The sequence below is a fragment of the Desulfotruncus alcoholivorax DSM 16058 genome (assembly GCF_000430885.1).
Lineage (GTDB): Bacteria > Bacillota > Desulfotomaculia > Desulfotomaculales > Desulfallaceae > Desulfotruncus > Desulfotruncus alcoholivorax.
Genome location: NZ_AUMW01000009.1, coordinates 45150 through 59955, shown reverse-complemented (window position 1 = coordinate 59955; position 14806 = coordinate 45150). Strand labels below are relative to the sequence as shown.

The 14806-nt window shown below is 50.1% G+C and carries 16 protein-coding genes; 6 read left to right on the top strand and 10 right to left on the bottom strand.

Annotated features, from left to right (window positions below):
- Positions 1 to 266: 266 nt before the first annotated feature.
- The 6 genes from tatA (at position 267) to H569_RS0104635 (ending at position 6295) form a co-directional block, all read left to right on the top strand.
- On the top strand, positions 267 to 524 hold the full coding sequence (gene tatA, locus H569_RS19205) for a twin-arginine translocase TatA/TatE family subunit (protein WP_051273258.1): 258 nt from the start codon (positions 267 to 269) through the stop codon (positions 522 to 524).
- A gap of 61 nt (positions 525 to 585) precedes the next feature.
- Complete coding sequence (gene tatC, locus H569_RS0104655) at positions 586 to 1374, top strand: twin-arginine translocase subunit TatC (RefSeq protein ID WP_051273256.1); 789 nt, start codon at positions 586 to 588, stop codon at positions 1372 to 1374.
- Between the two features lie 211 nt (positions 1375 to 1585).
- Entirely contained in the window at positions 1586 to 3166 is a 1581-nt protein-coding gene (locus H569_RS0104650; RefSeq protein ID WP_027364049.1) for a [FeFe] hydrogenase, group A, read from the top strand.
- Positions 3167 to 3179: 13 nt separating this feature from the next.
- Complete coding sequence (locus H569_RS0104645) at positions 3180 to 3953, top strand: 4Fe-4S dicluster domain-containing protein (protein WP_027364048.1); 774 nt, start codon at positions 3180 to 3182, stop codon at positions 3951 to 3953.
- 21 nt (positions 3954 to 3974) lie between these two features.
- A complete protein-coding gene (gene nrfD, locus H569_RS19200; protein ID WP_081410877.1) occupies positions 3975 to 5165 on the top strand; it encodes an NrfD/PsrC family molybdoenzyme membrane anchor subunit in 1191 nt (396 codons plus the stop codon).
- A gap of 200 nt (positions 5166 to 5365) precedes the next feature.
- Positions 5366 to 6295, top strand: coding sequence for a selenium metabolism-associated LysR family transcriptional regulator (locus H569_RS0104635; RefSeq protein WP_027364047.1), 930 nt, complete (start codon positions 5366 to 5368; stop codon positions 6293 to 6295).
- A gap of 153 nt (positions 6296 to 6448) precedes the next feature.
- On the opposite strand, the gene H569_RS0104630 is transcribed toward H569_RS0104635, so the two are convergent.
- The 10 genes from H569_RS0104630 to H569_RS0104580 form a co-directional block, all read right to left on the bottom strand.
- Positions 6449 to 8170 carry an NADH-dependent [FeFe] hydrogenase, group A6 gene (locus tag H569_RS0104630; RefSeq protein ID WP_027364046.1) on the bottom strand — a complete coding sequence of 574 codons (1722 nt, stop codon included), beginning with the start codon at positions 8168 to 8170 and terminating at the stop codon, positions 6449 to 6451.
- Between the two features lie 82 nt (positions 8171 to 8252).
- The gene (nuoF, locus tag H569_RS0104625) at positions 8253 to 10046 is read right to left on the bottom strand and encodes an NADH-quinone oxidoreductase subunit NuoF (protein ID WP_027364045.1); all 1794 of its coding nucleotides are present in this window, start codon (positions 10044 to 10046) and stop codon (positions 8253 to 8255) included.
- A 32-nt stretch (positions 10047 to 10078) separates the two neighbouring features.
- The gene (locus tag H569_RS0104620; RefSeq protein ID WP_027364044.1) at positions 10079 to 10438 is read right to left on the bottom strand and encodes a (2Fe-2S) ferredoxin domain-containing protein; all 360 of its coding nucleotides are present in this window, start codon (positions 10436 to 10438) and stop codon (positions 10079 to 10081) included.
- Positions 10413 to 10985 (bottom strand): ATP-binding protein, encoded by a 573-nt coding sequence (locus H569_RS0104615; protein ID WP_027364043.1) that lies wholly within the window; start codon positions 10983 to 10985, stop codon positions 10413 to 10415. The genes H569_RS0104620 and H569_RS0104615 overlap by 26 nt, the downstream gene beginning before the upstream one ends.
- A gap of 5 nt (positions 10986 to 10990) precedes the next feature.
- Positions 10991 to 11488 (bottom strand): NADH-quinone oxidoreductase subunit NuoE, encoded by a 498-nt coding sequence (nuoE, locus tag H569_RS0104610; RefSeq protein WP_051273254.1) that lies wholly within the window; start codon positions 11486 to 11488, stop codon positions 10991 to 10993.
- Between the two features lie 105 nt (positions 11489 to 11593).
- The gene (locus H569_RS0104605; RefSeq protein ID WP_027364041.1) at positions 11594 to 11941 is read right to left on the bottom strand and encodes a DRTGG domain-containing protein; all 348 of its coding nucleotides are present in this window, start codon (positions 11939 to 11941) and stop codon (positions 11594 to 11596) included.
- Positions 11938 to 13272 carry a [Fe-Fe] hydrogenase large subunit C-terminal domain-containing protein gene (locus tag H569_RS0104600; protein ID WP_027364040.1) on the bottom strand — a complete coding sequence of 445 codons (1335 nt, stop codon included), beginning with the start codon at positions 13270 to 13272 and terminating at the stop codon, positions 11938 to 11940. The genes H569_RS0104605 and H569_RS0104600 overlap by 4 nt, the downstream gene beginning before the upstream one ends.
- Before the next feature lies 1 nt (position 13273).
- Positions 13274 to 13699, bottom strand: a complete 426-nt coding sequence (locus H569_RS0104595; RefSeq protein ID WP_027364039.1) for an ATP-binding protein — start codon at positions 13697 to 13699, stop codon at positions 13274 to 13276.
- Between the two features lie 22 nt (positions 13700 to 13721).
- Complete coding sequence (locus tag H569_RS0104590; protein WP_309294771.1) at positions 13722 to 14039, bottom strand: DRTGG domain-containing protein; 318 nt, start codon at positions 14037 to 14039, stop codon at positions 13722 to 13724.
- 248 nt (positions 14040 to 14287) lie between these two features.
- Entirely contained in the window at positions 14288 to 14725 is a 438-nt protein-coding gene (locus H569_RS0104580) for a DsrE/DsrF/DrsH-like family protein (RefSeq protein ID WP_027364037.1), read from the bottom strand.
- Positions 14726 to 14806: the final 81 nt, after the last annotated feature.

Here is a 14806-nt window from a genome sequence, read left to right as displayed (position 1 = left end):
TTGACCGCAGTAACTAAGCGCCGCTGCCGCAGGGTTCGAGCAACATAAGCCCTTCCGGCGGGAATTTAAACCCTGGCGGTCAGGCTCTGAAATTTTTTAGGATTTTTTAAAAGTATATTGATTTTTGTGAAAAAAAGCAATAATATTAATAAAAAAATTTAATTAAAAACAATAATTATATCTTATTAAAAAGTTTGGTTTTTAATTAAATTTATTTATGATCCGTTTTTAAGCTATTAAAAAATTTTTAAAGGAGGGAAGATAGCATGTTTAACGGTCTTTTTCAGCCGACGCACCTGATTTTAATCCTGGTAGTTGTTTTAATTATCTTCGGGCCCGGAAAATTACCGGAAGTGGGTAAAGCTTTGGGCAACGCAGCGCGAGATATGAAAAACGCTTTTGCAGGAGAAGAAGGTGACGATAAGGCCCAACAGAAAAGCGACAGCATTGATGGTGTTGCTGCCGCTTCCGCTGCCGCCGGCACTTCAAATGTTTCTGCCAACGCATCCAAAGAAGTCAATTAGTTAGGTAGAAATTTCTTAATACAGTGGGAAGGGGGAGAGTCAAATATCCGGACATGAAGAAATGACCGTGGTAGAGCACCTTGAGGAATTGCGCCGGTTACTGATCATTTCCATTGTTTCGACTTTGGTCATGGCAGTGGTATGCTGGTTTTTCAGCGACGCATTTTTGAAAATCCTGCTCGAGCCCGTGACAAAAACAGGTAATAAGATAATTTATATCGGAGTTACGGAAGCTGTTTTTACAAAAATTAAGCTGGCATTTTTCCTTGGATTTTTGGCTTCCCTGCCCGTGATTCTCTGGCAGTTCTGGAGTTTTATTTTACCGGCCTTGCGCAAGGTTGAGCGAGTGTATTTTACCCTTTTTGTTTTTACTTCATTTGTTCTTTTTATTGGTGGCATTGCTTTTGGATTTCTGGTGGTTTTTAAAATGTGCGTTTCGTTTTTAATGCGCTATGGCGGCGCTGAGCTGGTACCAATGCTCACCATAGGTAATTATGTTTCTTTTACTCTAAATTTTTTACTTCCTTTTGGTTTAATCTTCGAGATGCCCCTGGCCAGTTATTTTCTGGCGAGGTTAGGGGTTATCTCTTACCGGACTATGGTCAAGGTCAGGAAGTTTGCCGTTCTGGCAGCTGTGATAGTTGCTTCGGCGGTAGTTGCCAGTCCTGATATATTCTCGGTGCTGCTTTTCGCTTCACCTATATACCTGCTGTATGAAATCAGCGCCACAGTGGTGCGCGTCACCGAATGGACAATGGGATTGAAGATGTCAGGCAAGACCTTTGACCTGCCGGCCCCGGTAAAAAGATTGATGAAGAGGGCCAGGGACTTTATGGTTCCCGCTAAATAGGCAACCCATGTTGCCGCGCGCCGTCATATCCCTAAAGCTTGACCCCGGAAGGGCGTAAAGTTTTGCCAGGCAGTTTGTTGTAAGCGTTAGCTACAAGTAACTACAAAAGATACAAGGGAAATTGCGCAGCGCGCGGAGGGAACCACCGAGTGCCAGTTACTAGTAACGTGAGAATTTTTCTTTGTAGATGTTTACGAGGAGAGGAGCATAAATGGAAGACCAACTTAAGATGGATAAAAGAATTACGAGACGGTCCTTCCTGCGCATGATGGGTGGACTGGGCCTCGCAGGTATAACAGCAAGCCTGGCAGGCTGTGGCGCGGTTTCTGTTGCCGGACAAGCCGGCGGCGAAGGCTGGCTGCCGCAGCAGTACCAGGTGCCGGGCACCTGGCCGGCCCAGGTGCGGGGGAGGGTGCCCATCGATCCCGCTAATCCCTCCATTGTCAGGGATGACGAGAAATGTGTACTCTGTGGCCAGTGCCTGGAGGTTTGTAAAAATACACAGACGGTTTTTGGTCATTACGGATTTCCTATAGTGGATGAAACCGTGTGCATCAACTGCGGCCAGTGTGCCCTGTGGTGCCCGACCGCGGCTATTACCGAACGTGACGATACCCAAAGGGTCAAGCAAGCCCTGGATGATCCGGACACCTTTGTTGTTGTCCAGACGGCCCCGGCCACCAGAGTCGCGCTGGGCGAGGAATTTGGTTTGCCCCCCGGCACCTGGGTTATGGGCCAGCAGGTGGCGGCCCTCAGGCGGCTGGGCTTTAACGCTGTTTTCGATACCAACTTTACGGCCGACCTGACCATTATGGAAGAGGCCACAGAACTAATCAAGCGGGTTAAGGGGGACATCAAAAGGCCACTGCCTCAATTTACTTCCTGCAGCCCGGGCTGGGTTAAATTTTGCGAATATTTCTACCCCGATCTTCTGCCCCACATGTCCAGCTGCAAGTCGCCCCAGCAGATGCTGGGAGCGCTGGCAAAAACGTATTATGCCAAGGCTGCCAAGATCAAGCCGGAGAAAATATTCTCCGTGGCCATTATGCCCTGCACAGCCAAAAAGTTCGAAATTACCCGCCCGGAGATGAATAGCAGCGGCCGTTACTGGAAAAACCCCGTCCTGAGGGATATGGACGCCGTGCTGACCACCAGGGAATTGGCCAGGATGATAAAACAGCAAAATATTGATTTAACCAGGCTACCGGAAGAAAAATACGACCCGTTGCTGGGCAAAAGCACCGGCGGGGCGACCATATTCGGAGCCACCGGGGGCGTAATGGAAGCTGCGGTGCGGACAGCGTATTTCTTTATTACGGAAAAGGAACCGCCCGCCAATTTGCTTCAGCTGACACCGGTCCGCGGTTTAACCGGAGTCAAAGAAGCTGCTGTGGATGTGCCCGGTGTCGGTTTGGTAAAAGTTGCGGTTTGTCATGGTATGAGCAACGGCAGGCAGATACTGGAAGCGGTGCGCAAAGGCGAGTCGCCCTGGCACTTTGTTGAGTTTATGTCGTGTCCCGGCGGCTGTATCAGTGGTGGCGGACAGCCCAGGTCGGCAGTACCCCCCTCCGATCAAGTGCGGGTGCAGAGGATCAATAGCCTGTACCAGGCCGACGCCAAGATGGAGTGGCGTGAAAGCCATGAGAACTCCGAAGTTTTGGCGCTGTACCGGAATTTCCTCAAACATCCTATGAGTGAACTGGCTGAAGAATTGCTGCATACAAAATACGTTGACCGCGGGAAAAGTTATAATCACCTGGCAGCTTCAGTCAAAGCGGCCGGAATGGTTTAGGAGGTGAGGTACAGTGTCTAAAGCTGTTTTAGTAGATATAACCCGCTGTGTGGGTTGTGGAAGTTGTGTGGTTGCCTGTAAGCTGTGGAACAAACTGCAGTACCGTCAGGATGCCCCCGCCACCGGCAGTGAAGCAGTACTGGCAGCGGAAAACTGGACTGCGGTAAAAAAGGTGGAATCCAAAAAAGGAAGCGAAAAAGTATGGCGGTTTGTTAAAGAGCAGTGTTTGCACTGTGATGAGCCCGCCTGTGCTTCGGCTTGTTTTTCCAAGGCCATTAAAAAGACCAAGGAAGGCCCCGTTGTTTACGATGAGAAACTGTGCGTGGGCTGCCGTTACTGTATGCTGGCCTGCCCCTTCAGCATTCCCAAATATGAGTGGGATAAAACTTTCCCCCGGGTGCGCAAGTGCCAGATGTGTGCCGGCCGCGTCGCCAAAGGTGAAAAGCCGGCCTGCGTGGAGGTATGCCCGGCTGGAGCTTTAACCTATGGCAAACATGAGGAAATGATCAAGGCGGCCAAAGAAAGAATTAGCGGGGGTGGGTACATAAACCACATCTTTGGGGAAAAGGAAGCGGGCGGCACCTCATGGCTGTACCTGTCCGACTTGCCCTTTGAGCAGCTTGGCTTTAGGACCAATGTCACGACCAAGCCGCTGCCCCAGTACTCGGAAAGTATCCTCAGACTGACTCCCGCAGTTGGTTTGGGTTGGGGTGCCGTGCTCACAGGTCTTTACGTGTACAACAGGCGGAGAAATGAAATTGCCAGGGAAGAAAAAGAGAAAAGATAAACTGCTGGGGAGGTTTAACCGATGTCCGCTGTCAATGCCAATAAATGGACTTTTAAAATGACGCCAACCAGGTATGTGCTGGCTGCGCTTGGCCTGCTTGGCGCGGTGCTGATGTTGTACAGGCTGGTATTTGGCCTGGGCAGCGCCACCAACCTTAACGACCATTGGCCGTGGGGCCTTTGGATCGGGTTTGACGTGTTGACCGGTGTGGCTCTGGCCGGTGGCGGTTATAGCACCTGTTTGCTGGTGCATGTATTGAGGGTAAAGAAGTTCACCCCAATTGCCAGAAGCGCCATGCTTACCTCATTAATTGGTTACCTTTTGGTTATGGCCGGTCTTTTCATGGATATAGGCCGCTGGTTCAACTTCTGGCGCCCTTTTGTATCATGGGGATATACCAGCGTGTTGTTTGAAGTTTTCTGGTGCGTTTCTCTTTATACAATGATTCAATTACTGGAATTCGGTGAAATTGCCACTGAAAAAGTGCAAAAGCCCTGGCACGGCTTTTTCAAAAAAATCATGCCGGTGTTGTTTATCATAGGGATTGTACTGCCCACGCTGCACCAGTCCTCGCTGGGTTCCCTTTATGTGATCGAGGTGGGCAAACTGTACCCGCTCTGGTGGTCGATGCTGCTGCCGGTGTTTTTCCTGATGTCTTCCTTTTTTGTCGGCCCTGCCATGGTTACAGTGGAAACGCTGTTGGGTTCACGGGCCCACGGGCATAAGGTGGATTTGGGGGTGCTGCAGTCCCTGATCAAAGTCTCCGGTTACCTGATGCTGGTTTACCTGGTGTTGAAGATTGTTGATCTATACTACCGCGGTGCAACAGGACTGGTGTTTGGCGGGAATCTCGAAAGCAATATGTTCCTGCTGGAAATGGTGGCAGGTATTATCATACCGTTGATTATTTGTTTCACGCCCGGTCTGCGCAAAACAACAGCCGGTTTGGCAACCTTCAGCGTATTAGTGGTGGCCGGCGTCATCATCAACCGGATGAACGTGGTTTTCACCGGTATGGCCAAGTCCTCGGGCGGCTTTTATTTCCCGTCCTTTATTGAATGGGCTGTGAGTATCGGCCTGGTGGCCACCGGTGTACTGGGGTACCTGTTTATTGTAGAAAACTTTAATATCCTGCAGGGACATCAAACCGGCGCAAAGCCGCTGGTTAAAGAAAAGAAAGCCACAAATCAAGCCGTTAAATATTCCGCATAATATTATTTGCCTTGGCAGGTCTCTTGACCTCTTTAAATATAGCCCGGCCGGCGGTAGCTGCGCAATAACCCGGCTGGGACAGATATCCCGTATACTGGCGAATGGATACAATCCCCTTTCCATTCGCCTGTTTTTTTTAAATTTTTATGGTATTATAGGCTAGTATACCAGCTAAATCAACGAAACAGTGGTGGTCATAATTGAATATAAAACAATTGGAGGCTTTTCTGCTGATTGCCCAGCTTAAGAATTTTACCAAGGCGGCGGCGCAGCTGGATATGAGCCAGCCGGCCATCAGCTTCCAGATTAAATCATTGGAAGAAGAATTAAATATCTCTCTTTTTGAGCGGGCCGAGAAAAAGGTGGTGTTAACTGAAGCGGGCAGGCTGCTTTTCCCGGTGGCCATGCAGATGATCCGCCAGTATAACAAGATCAGGGCCGGTATTGATGATTTAAGGGAAGTCAAGGCGGGTCACTTGCAACTGGGCGCTGCCCCCGTAGCGGGAGAATGCCTGCTGCCCGTAATTATCGGGGGCTTCAGAGAGCAGCACCCTGCTGTAACAGTTAGCCTGCAAATAGGGGGCAGTGCTCAAGTCGCCCAGTGGATTAAGGACAGGGATGTTGAAATCGGCATTGCCGGGTATCCGGTTAAAGCCGACGGGGTGGAGTGCCGGCCCTGGCTGACCGACCGGCTGCTGGTGATAACGCCTCCGTGGCACCCGTTATGCGGAGAGGAGGTGCCGCTTGCTGCACTGACCAATGAATCAATAGTTGTACGTGAAGTGGGGTCAGGCAGCAGGCAAGCCCTGGAACAACAGTTTTTAAAACACAATATAACGCTGGACCAGTTTACCAGCGTACTGGAATTGGGCAGCGCACAGGCGGTCATTAATGCGGTTAGGCTGGGACTTGGGATCGGGGTTGTGTCCCGCTGGGCGGCAGGGGAGTTGTTGAAGAAAGGTGATCTGGGAGAAGTGCGGGTACACGGGTTAAATTTAAGCTATGAGTTTTACCTGGCCTGGAATCGCCCGGATAAAGAAAGCCTCGCCGCCAGGGCCTTTAGAGTGTTTATTTCGGACGAAGAAATTGTGCAAAGACTAATCAGTGACATGCCCTATAACCATAAATAGTTATAAGGCCTCCGGTTAAATCACGCTTGTGATGTAAGCCGGGGGCCTTATAATCTGTCATTGCGAGCGTTTCGCTCCTCGCAATGACAGATTAACTATATTTTCATCCTCTGCTGGTACCACGTTTAGCGACATGGGAGTCTATATCGGCAATTAGTATTTCCCCCGGGCTGTATAGCGGGTGTGCAGCAGCTCGTGGGATTTATGACCCAGCGGCTCACCCAAAAATTCCTTGTACAATGCTTGGACTGCTGGGTTTTCGTGCGACTTGCGCAGTGGCATGCTTTCATCTGCGCTGTAAATGCCGGCTGCTCTTTTAGTACGGATTTCTTTGTTAGTGGGTATGGGCTGTCCGCCCCCGCCGATACAGCCGCCCGGGCAGCACATGATTTCAATGAAATGGTACCGTTTACCGTTTTTAACTCTATCCATCATTTCCCTGGCGTTGGCCAGCCCGTTGGCTACCGCAACGTTTAAAACAGTTCCGTTTAAATCAACTGACGCTTCTTTGATACCTGCCAACCCGCGCACTTCTTTAAAATCCAGTGTAGGCAGGGTCCGGCCGGTAACCAGCTCATAAGCTGTCCTGAGGGCGGCTTCCATCACGCCGCCGGTTGAGCCGAAGATGACCCCGGCCCCGGTGGAGATGCCCAGTGGGTGGTCGTATTCTTCCTCTGTTAACGAATTAAAGTCTATTCCCGCCTCTTTTAGCATTCTGCCCAATTCCCGGGTAGTAAGTACAACATCGACATCCTGGTAACCGCTGCCGTTCATTCCCTGCCGCCCGGCCTCGAATTTTTTAGCGGTGCAGGGCATGATTGACACGACAAAGATATCTGCCGGGTCGATGCCCGATTTTTCAGCGTAATAGGTTTTGGCCAGGGCGCCAAACATTTGCTGGGGCGACTTGCAGGTGGACAGGTGCGGCAGCAGTCTGGGATAAAAATGCTCAATAAATTTAATCCAGCCGGGACTGCAGGAGGTGATCAGCGGAAGCCGGCCGCCGTTCTGAATCCGCTGCAGCAGCTCGCTGCCTTCTTCCATGATGGTTAAATCAGCCGTAAAATCTGTATCAAAGACTTTATCAAAGCCCAGTTTTCTTAGGGCCGCAACCATCTGCCCGGTGACCACGCTGCCCGGCTCAAGGCCGAACATTTCCCCGATGCTGACTCTGACAGCCGGAGCGGTTTGGACCACAACGTGCTTGCGGGGATCGGACAGGGCAGCCCACACCTCGGCGGTCTGATCCTTTTCATGGATGGCGGCGGTGGGGCAGACCAGGGCGCACTGGCCGCAGTTTACGCAGGCGGTATCGCCCAGTGGCTCGAGAAACGCCGGGGCGACGATGGTATTAAAGCCGCGTTCCTGTGGGGCAATAGCGCTTACCTGCTGCACTTTTTCGCAAACGCTGACGCAGCGGCGGCACAGGATGCACTTGCGGGGGTCGCGCACCAGGGAAGCGCTGGACAGATCCGGCTCATAGGAAGGATTGGCGCCGGAAAATCTGATCTCGGTAATGCCCAATTCCGAAGCCAGCTGCTGCAGTTCGCAATTGGTGCTGCGGGGGCAGGTTAAACATTCCTGCGGGTGGTTGGACATAATCAGCTCCAGGTTTAGTTTGCGGGCGTGCCGGACGGCCGGGGTATTGGTCCGCACCACCATGCCCGGAGCCACCGGGGTGACGCAGGATGCCTGCAAGGTTCTGGCACCTTGAACTTCAACCAGGCAAATCCGGCAGGCGCCGATTTCATTTATTTCTTCCAGGTAACAAAGAGTGGGTATTTTAATGCCCGCTTTTTTTGCGGCCTCCAGCACGGAAGTGCCGGGGGCGGCCTGGACTTCGATGCCGTCTATGGTTAAGCTAACCTGTGACATAACTATTCCTCCATTTATGCCTGAGGCAGTATTTCAAATATATAATTGGGGACCTTCCTCGAAGGCGTGTGTCCCCTTTCCTTTAAACCGTGATAATAGATCCAAACTTGCACTTCTGTTTGCAGGAACCGCACTTGATGCACTTGGCCGGGTCGATAACGTGCGGCTTTTTCTTTTCCCCGGTGATGGCCCCGGCCGGGCACTCTTTGCTGCACAGGCCGCAGCCCCGGCAGGTTTCGGGGTTGATGTAGTAGGTGAGCAGTGCCTGGCAGGCCCCGGCCGGACACTTTTTATCGTTAATATGCGCCTCGTATTCGTGGCGGAAATAGCGAAGGGTGCTCAGTACGGGATTGGGAGCGGTTTGCCCCAGGCCGCAAAGGGCCGAGCTTTTTATTCCACGGCTCAGTTCCTCCAGCAGTTCTATATCACCCTGGCGGCCGTCGCCGGAGGTTATCCGCTGTAGTATTTCCAGCATACGCTTGGTGCCAATCCGGCATGGGGCGCATTTGCCGCAAGACTCCTCCTGCACGAATTCCAGGAAGAACTTGGCCAGGTCCACCATGCAAGTGTCTTCGTCTACAATGATCATGCCGCCGGAACCCATGATGGTGCCCAGTTTAGTTAAGGAATCATAATCCACCGGTGTGTCAAGGTATTCTTCCGGTATGCAGCCGCCTGAAGGTCCTCCGGTTTGAACCGCCTTAAATTTCTTCCCGCCAGGTATCCCTCCGCCGATATCAAAAATAATCTCCCTGAGCGTAGTGCCCATAGGAACTTCAACCAAACCTGTATTATTAACTTTGCCAGCCAGGGCAAAAACCTTTGTGCCTTTGCTTTTTTCCGTTCCGATTGACGCAAACCACCCGGCCCCGTTTAAGATAATGGGCGGTATGTTGGCCCAGGTTTCAACGTTGTTGATGACGGTGGGCTTACCCCAGAGACCTTCTTGCGCCGGGAAGGGCGGCTTGGGACGTGGTTCGCCGCGCTGTCCCTCGATGGAGGCCAGCAGCGCGGTTTCTTCACCGCAGACGAACGCTCCTGCTCCGACCCTGGTTTCAATATCAAAATTAAAGCCGGTGCCAAAAATATTTTCACCTAACAGGCCATATTCGCGTGCTTTATTAATGGCTGTTTCCAGCCTATCCACCGCCAGGGGGTATTCCGCCCGGACATATATGTAACCGCGGGATGCTCTGATGGCGTAGCCGCAAATTGCCATTGCCTCCAATACCGAGTGAGGGTCGCCTTCCAAAATGCTGCGGTCCATAAAGGCGCCGGGGTCGCCCTCGTCGGCGTTACAGACAACATATTTGGTGTCACCGTTGGCACGGGCGGTAAACTCCCATTTCATTCCCGTGGGGAAGCCCGCCCCGCCGCGGCCTCTTAAACCGGATTCTTTTACGGTGTCGATAACCTGCTGCGGAGTCATCTGAGAGAGGACTTTTCCCAGGGCCCGGTAGCCGTCCCGGGCAATGTATTCCTCAACGGATTCCGGGTTGATAATTCCGGTGTTGCGCAGCGCTATTCTGGTTTGGCGCTTGAAGAACTCCAACTGGCCAAAGTCGGCGACCCGTTCTTCGCTGCCTACCGGCCGGTGCAGCAGCCTGGTTACCACTTTGCCCTTGATCAGGTGCTCGTTGACAATTTCCACCGCGTCTTCCGGTTTTAATTTGCGGTAAAATACGCCGTCCGGGAAAATCATAATTACCGGACCCAGGTCGCAGGGACCCATACAACCCGTTTCGACAACCTTGACTTCATTTTCCAGTCCGGTTTTTTCAATATGTTCCCGGAGTGCGCTTTGTACCGATTTGCAGTCTGAAGAAATGCAGCCTGCGCCGGCGCAAACCAGTACGTGGGACCTGTACATTTCCATTATTTTTCCTCCTTGTGCAGTCAGTTAACAAATCATTTTTTCGGCGCTGTCCAATCTTTTACTATGGTGCCTTCAACCAGGTGCTTTCGAACAATTTCTTTGGCCATTTCCTGGTCAACATTAACATAGGTGGTTTTTTCCGATCCCCTGGTAACTTCTAACAGTGGTTCATGCTGGCAAAGACCGACGCAGCTGGTCTGGGTAAGCGCCACATTATTGAGGCCTTGCTGTTTCAATTCCTCCAACAACGCTTTGACGATTTCCCGGGCGCCGGCGGCAATCCCGCAGGTGCCCATGCTTACGGTTATGGCAACATCGTAGTCCTTGTCCCTGATTTTCATTTCTTGTTGGAGACGGTCACGTAATTTATCCAGTTCTTCTAAACTCTTCAACTTTTTTTCCCCTCCTTAATTCCATGATGTTGTTGTGTAAATAATTTTTTAGCCACACCATAATTTCCGGGGTTTTTACCGGTATATCCCTGAGCAAAACCCGAAAATCCCTGGTGTTAAAATAAAACGATTTGTCATTATAACGATGGCAATATTGAAAATCAAAATCATTTGCCGCAAGCAGGGTAATCAGGGTTCCCGCCACATCTCCCAGCGGGACCCGGTCCAGGTGATTATGGGGGAAGGTGGCGGTTACAACTGTGCCTTGCTGTGATTGAGCTTGAATATCAAAGGAGCCGCCGCATCTCTCAACTGCCTCCATAAATAGCGGTATACCCAGTCCAACCCGCTTATTATTTTTGGTTGTGTAAAATGGGTCTTTAACTCTGGCTATATCTGCCTTGGTAATGCCCGGGCCGTTATCAGTCACCTCAATTTGTAAGGTGTTGGCTCGCATGTTTTCGTTGATATTAATTGTGATTTCAGTGGCTCCGGCTTCCAGAGAATTAACTGCCACGTCGAGTAAATGCTGGGAAAGCTCCTCCAATTTAGTCACTCCCTGCTGTACTTTGATAAGATATCATCAAGTTTTCCGTTGTTTACACGGCCGTAAACGTCTTCGTCCACGGTTACCACCGGGCCAAGCCCGCATGCGCCAAGGCAGCGTACCACGTCAACGGAAAATTGTCCGTCTTTGGTTGTATCGCCGGGCTTAATCTGTAATTGATCTTCCAGCTGATTTAATAACCGGCTGGCTCCGCGGACATAACAGGCCGTTCCGGTGCACACATGTATTTTGTGCCTGCCTTTGGGTTTGGTGGTAAATAAAGAGTAAAAGGAAACCACTCCGTAAACCCTGGTTAATGGAACATTGAGTTTTTCGGCCACCAGCACCTGTGCTTCCCTGGGCAAATACCCGGCCACGTTCTGAGCTTTGTGCAGCGCCTGGATCAAACTGCCGGGCTGTCCGCTGTACGGTTCCAGCAGTTTTTCAATCTCCTCCAACTGTTCCCGGCCGAACTGAGCGTGACACGAACAACCATGTGACATCTTTTTAACCTCCTTTTTAGTATGCTTGTTTAAATTTTTGCTGCAGGTAAATTCAGCGGATACGATAGCAATAAAAAATCCCAAAAAATCATATTATTAAAACATTTAAATTATTGAATTATCAGATAAAATTTTAAACAATTCCCCGCTGGCCATAAAATTATTTAGCGGGGTAGTAAAAAGGGGTATCCCTTCTTTAATGGCTGCTTCCACAGTCTCGGGATCAGGGAGTCGATTATTGGAAATAATTATGCCCGACAGGTTTACCAGGGATGCTACTGCCACGATGTTGCGGTGGTGGTGAATGGTAATCCACAGATCGCCGGGGGCTGCGTTGGCCAGGACGTCGCTTAACAGGTCACCGCAAAAAGCGCCCCGGACCTGGCCGAACGTCAGGGGGCCGGCCTGCAGGGTTAATTCAAGTTGTTGAATTATTTGGTCCCACAAATTCATTGTTTTTCGTCCCCCTCGTCGCTTTTTTGGGTTTCCCGCCCCATTGCAGGTGGTTGTAAGTGAGATAGGTCCACTATTTCTCTGGCCAGGCGTTGTAGTTTTTCCCTAAGTTTGAACACACAATAAGAAGTTTCCGCGTAGCCCCGTACGATGTCCTCAGCCAGTGCCCGGCAGTTTGGCGAACCGCAGGAGCCGCAGTCCAGGCCGGGCAGTTCGGATGTGATTTTTTCCACCTGCTCGAGCATGCTGATGGCCTGGTCGATGTCATTGCTGAGCTTAAGCGCGGGGCGGGGTAATATTGGCCCCGGCAGTTCGCAAAAATCATAATTGCAATCTATTTCCGGGCAGCGGTAATTATTTTGGCTGAGTTTTTTAACCAGGTTTTCCATGCGCACCCGGGAAACGAACTGGTTTTGGGGGACCAGCGGGCCTCCTATGCAGCCTCCGGTGCAGGCCTGGGCCTCGATGTAATCGATGTCCCTGAGTCCCCCGCGCTCGATTTCCTCAAATACATTAATAACATTGTGAATCCCGTCCACTGCCAGTAAGGAATGGTCTTTGATGCCGTGGTTTTCGCCTCCGGCCCTGCCCCAGCCCACACCGATGGCCGGCGAGCCGCCTGGGGCGATATTGGTGGACGGAGATTCCAGCCGGCCGAGAATTTCTCCGTAAATGGAAGACATGGATATAGCCCCGTCAACGTAGGAACGGCTGCCGAAAGGCTGTTTTATTGCTGTAACCTTGGCCGGGCAGGGAGTGATGAAGAATACGCCTATTTCCTCGCTGCTGTAACCATGTACCCGGGTAGCTTTTTCCCTGGCAATTCGTGCCGATATTTCCATAGGGGTGTCGATTAAAACAACATGCTCAAGCAAACCGGGGAATCGTACCTGCATCAACCTTACTACCGCAGGACAGGCCGAAGAAATCAAAGGCCTTGGTTTATCCCGCTTTAAATAATTACACAGGCAATTAGTGACAATTTCCGCACCCACGGCAACTTCGTAATAATCGTCAAACCCGATGTCAAGCAGCGCTGCCAGTATGTTATGGGGCATTACTGCCGGGCCAAACTGCGCGTATAGGGAAGGGGCGGGCAGGGCAATAGTGTATTTAAATTCCTGCAGCCGTTCCAGCGGATCGGTTATGGCCAGTTTGGCGCGGTTGGGACAGATGCGGATGCATTCGCCGCAATCAATACAGCGCTCTTCAATGATCCTGGCCCGCCCTTCGCGTACCCTGATCGCCTCGGTAGGACAGTGCTTGATACAGTTGGTGCAGCCTTTACATTTTTCCTGGTCGAGCATAACCGAATGAAAGTATTTCTGCATTTCATTCACCACGGCTTTTATTAATAATAATTGCTTTTAACGTAGTGCCTGAATCAACTTCCGAGTCAATATGCAATTCATCTGAGCAGCGCTGAATATTGGGCAGTCCCATACCGGCACCGAACCCCATTTCCCTGATGTGGGGTGGGGCGGTGGAGTATCCTTCCTGTAAGGCCAAGGATATATCCGGAATGCCCGGGCCTTCGTCAACGGCTTCAATTTCTACCCGGTTGGGATGGATGTGGGTGACCAGGCTGCCGTGTTTTGCGTGAATTACAATGTTTAACTCGGCCTCATAGGCTACAATAACTGCTCTTCTGATAGTATCAACTTCCATGCCGACCAGCTGCAGGGCTTTTTTAATTTTGGCAGTTGCTTCACCGCCCCGGGTGAAATCCATACCCTGAACCTTAAATTCCAGTTTCAAAATTGATCACTCTCCAACGCAGTCAAGAGCTGCGCAGGCCGTGTTGGTACAAAAGCCCGCAGCTTTCAAAAAGAAATCTGTTGGTTACCAGCAGCGGCAGTTTTTTTTCTTCAGCCAGGCGAATTATTTCCTGTCCCGGTTTTTTGCCCCGGACAAACATTATGGCTCTGGCTTCAATCATATCAGCCACCCTAATAATCTGAATATTGGTAAGCCCGGTGATTAAAAGACATTCCGGCCTGGAAAAACATAGGGAGTCGCTGATCAGGTCGCAGCCGAAGCCGGAACTCACTTCCAGGTCAAGCATTGTTTCACCGGAAATTACTTCAGCGTTTAGAATTTGCTTAACTTCATGTAATTTAATAAGCGCTCACCTGCCGATAAACGATTCTTATTAAAAAAGACTGTAATTAATAAATTGCAATTATTAATATTGATAAAATATTATTATATATCTATATTAATAAATATATTTAAAAAAATCAATCATTTTTGAAATTGTCATAAAAAAAGACAGGCCTTTAAGCAGACCTGCATTGTTTATGTTTTTCAAATTCAATAATAGTTATCCAAAATATTAACCGAACTTTAAATAAAAAGGTTAACATCAGATTCCAGGGCTGTTTTAATATAGCTCGCGGCGTCTGAAACCACAACACCATCAATTAGCTCTTCGTCTTTTATGTCCATCATTTGCAGAGTCATCAAACAGGCATGAAACTTTACCCCTTCCAACTGGCACATTTCCAGTAAAGTTTCAATATTTGGCACTCCCGCCCGGTTTTCAGCCAGTTTGGTGATCATTCTTGCCGATACGCCGGGAACACCCGGAATCGCTCCAAGCATTCCGTTAGGATAATATTTTATTTTTTTGGCGCCGTTTTTTCTAATAACATCTATGCCGTCAAAGGTAAAGAAGATCATGGTGTCCGCACCGGCTCTTTGGGCTTGCAGCGCAAGTATCAGAGGTGGATAGACGCCGTCTATGGTGTTTCTGGAACATATAAAATTGGCCTTTCTGCTCATCCCTATCACCTACATATAAAATTTATAATATATTAATATTACAATTAATTGGTGAATGTGTCAAATGTAAATAAATAACAT

Bases quoted from the DNA above. Each gene is read 5' to 3' on its own strand.
- tatA (WP_051273258.1), top strand. From the start codon at position 267: ATGTTTAACGGTCTTTTTCAGCCGACGCACCTGATTTTAATCCTGGTA.
- tatC (WP_051273256.1), top strand. From the start codon at position 586: ATGACCGTGGTAGAGCACCTTGAGGAATTGCGCCGGTTACTGATCATT.
- H569_RS0104650 (WP_027364049.1), top strand. From the start codon at position 1,586: ATGGAAGACCAACTTAAGATGGATAAAAGAATTACGAGACGGTCCTTC.
- nrfD (WP_081410877.1), top strand. From the start codon at position 3,975: ATGTCCGCTGTCAATGCCAATAAATGGACTTTTAAAATGACGCCAACC.
- H569_RS0104630 (WP_027364046.1), bottom strand. From the start codon at position 8,170: ATGTCACAGGTTAGCTTAACCATAGACGGCATCGAAGTCCAGGCCGCC.
- nuoF (WP_027364045.1), bottom strand. From the start codon at position 10,046: ATGGAAATGTACAGGTCCCACGTACTGGTTTGCGCCGGCGCAGGCTGC.
- nuoE (WP_051273254.1), bottom strand. From the start codon at position 11,488: ATGTCACATGGTTGTTCGTGTCACGCTCAGTTCGGCCGGGAACAGTTG.
- H569_RS0104605 (WP_027364041.1), bottom strand. From the start codon at position 11,941: ATGAATTTGTGGGACCAAATAATTCAACAACTTGAATTAACCCTGCAG.
- H569_RS0104600 (WP_027364040.1), bottom strand. From the start codon at position 13,272: ATGCAGAAATACTTTCATTCGGTTATGCTCGACCAGGAAAAATGTAAA.
- H569_RS0104580 (WP_027364037.1), bottom strand. From the start codon at position 14,725: ATGAGCAGAAAGGCCAATTTTATATGTTCCAGAAACACCATAGACGGC.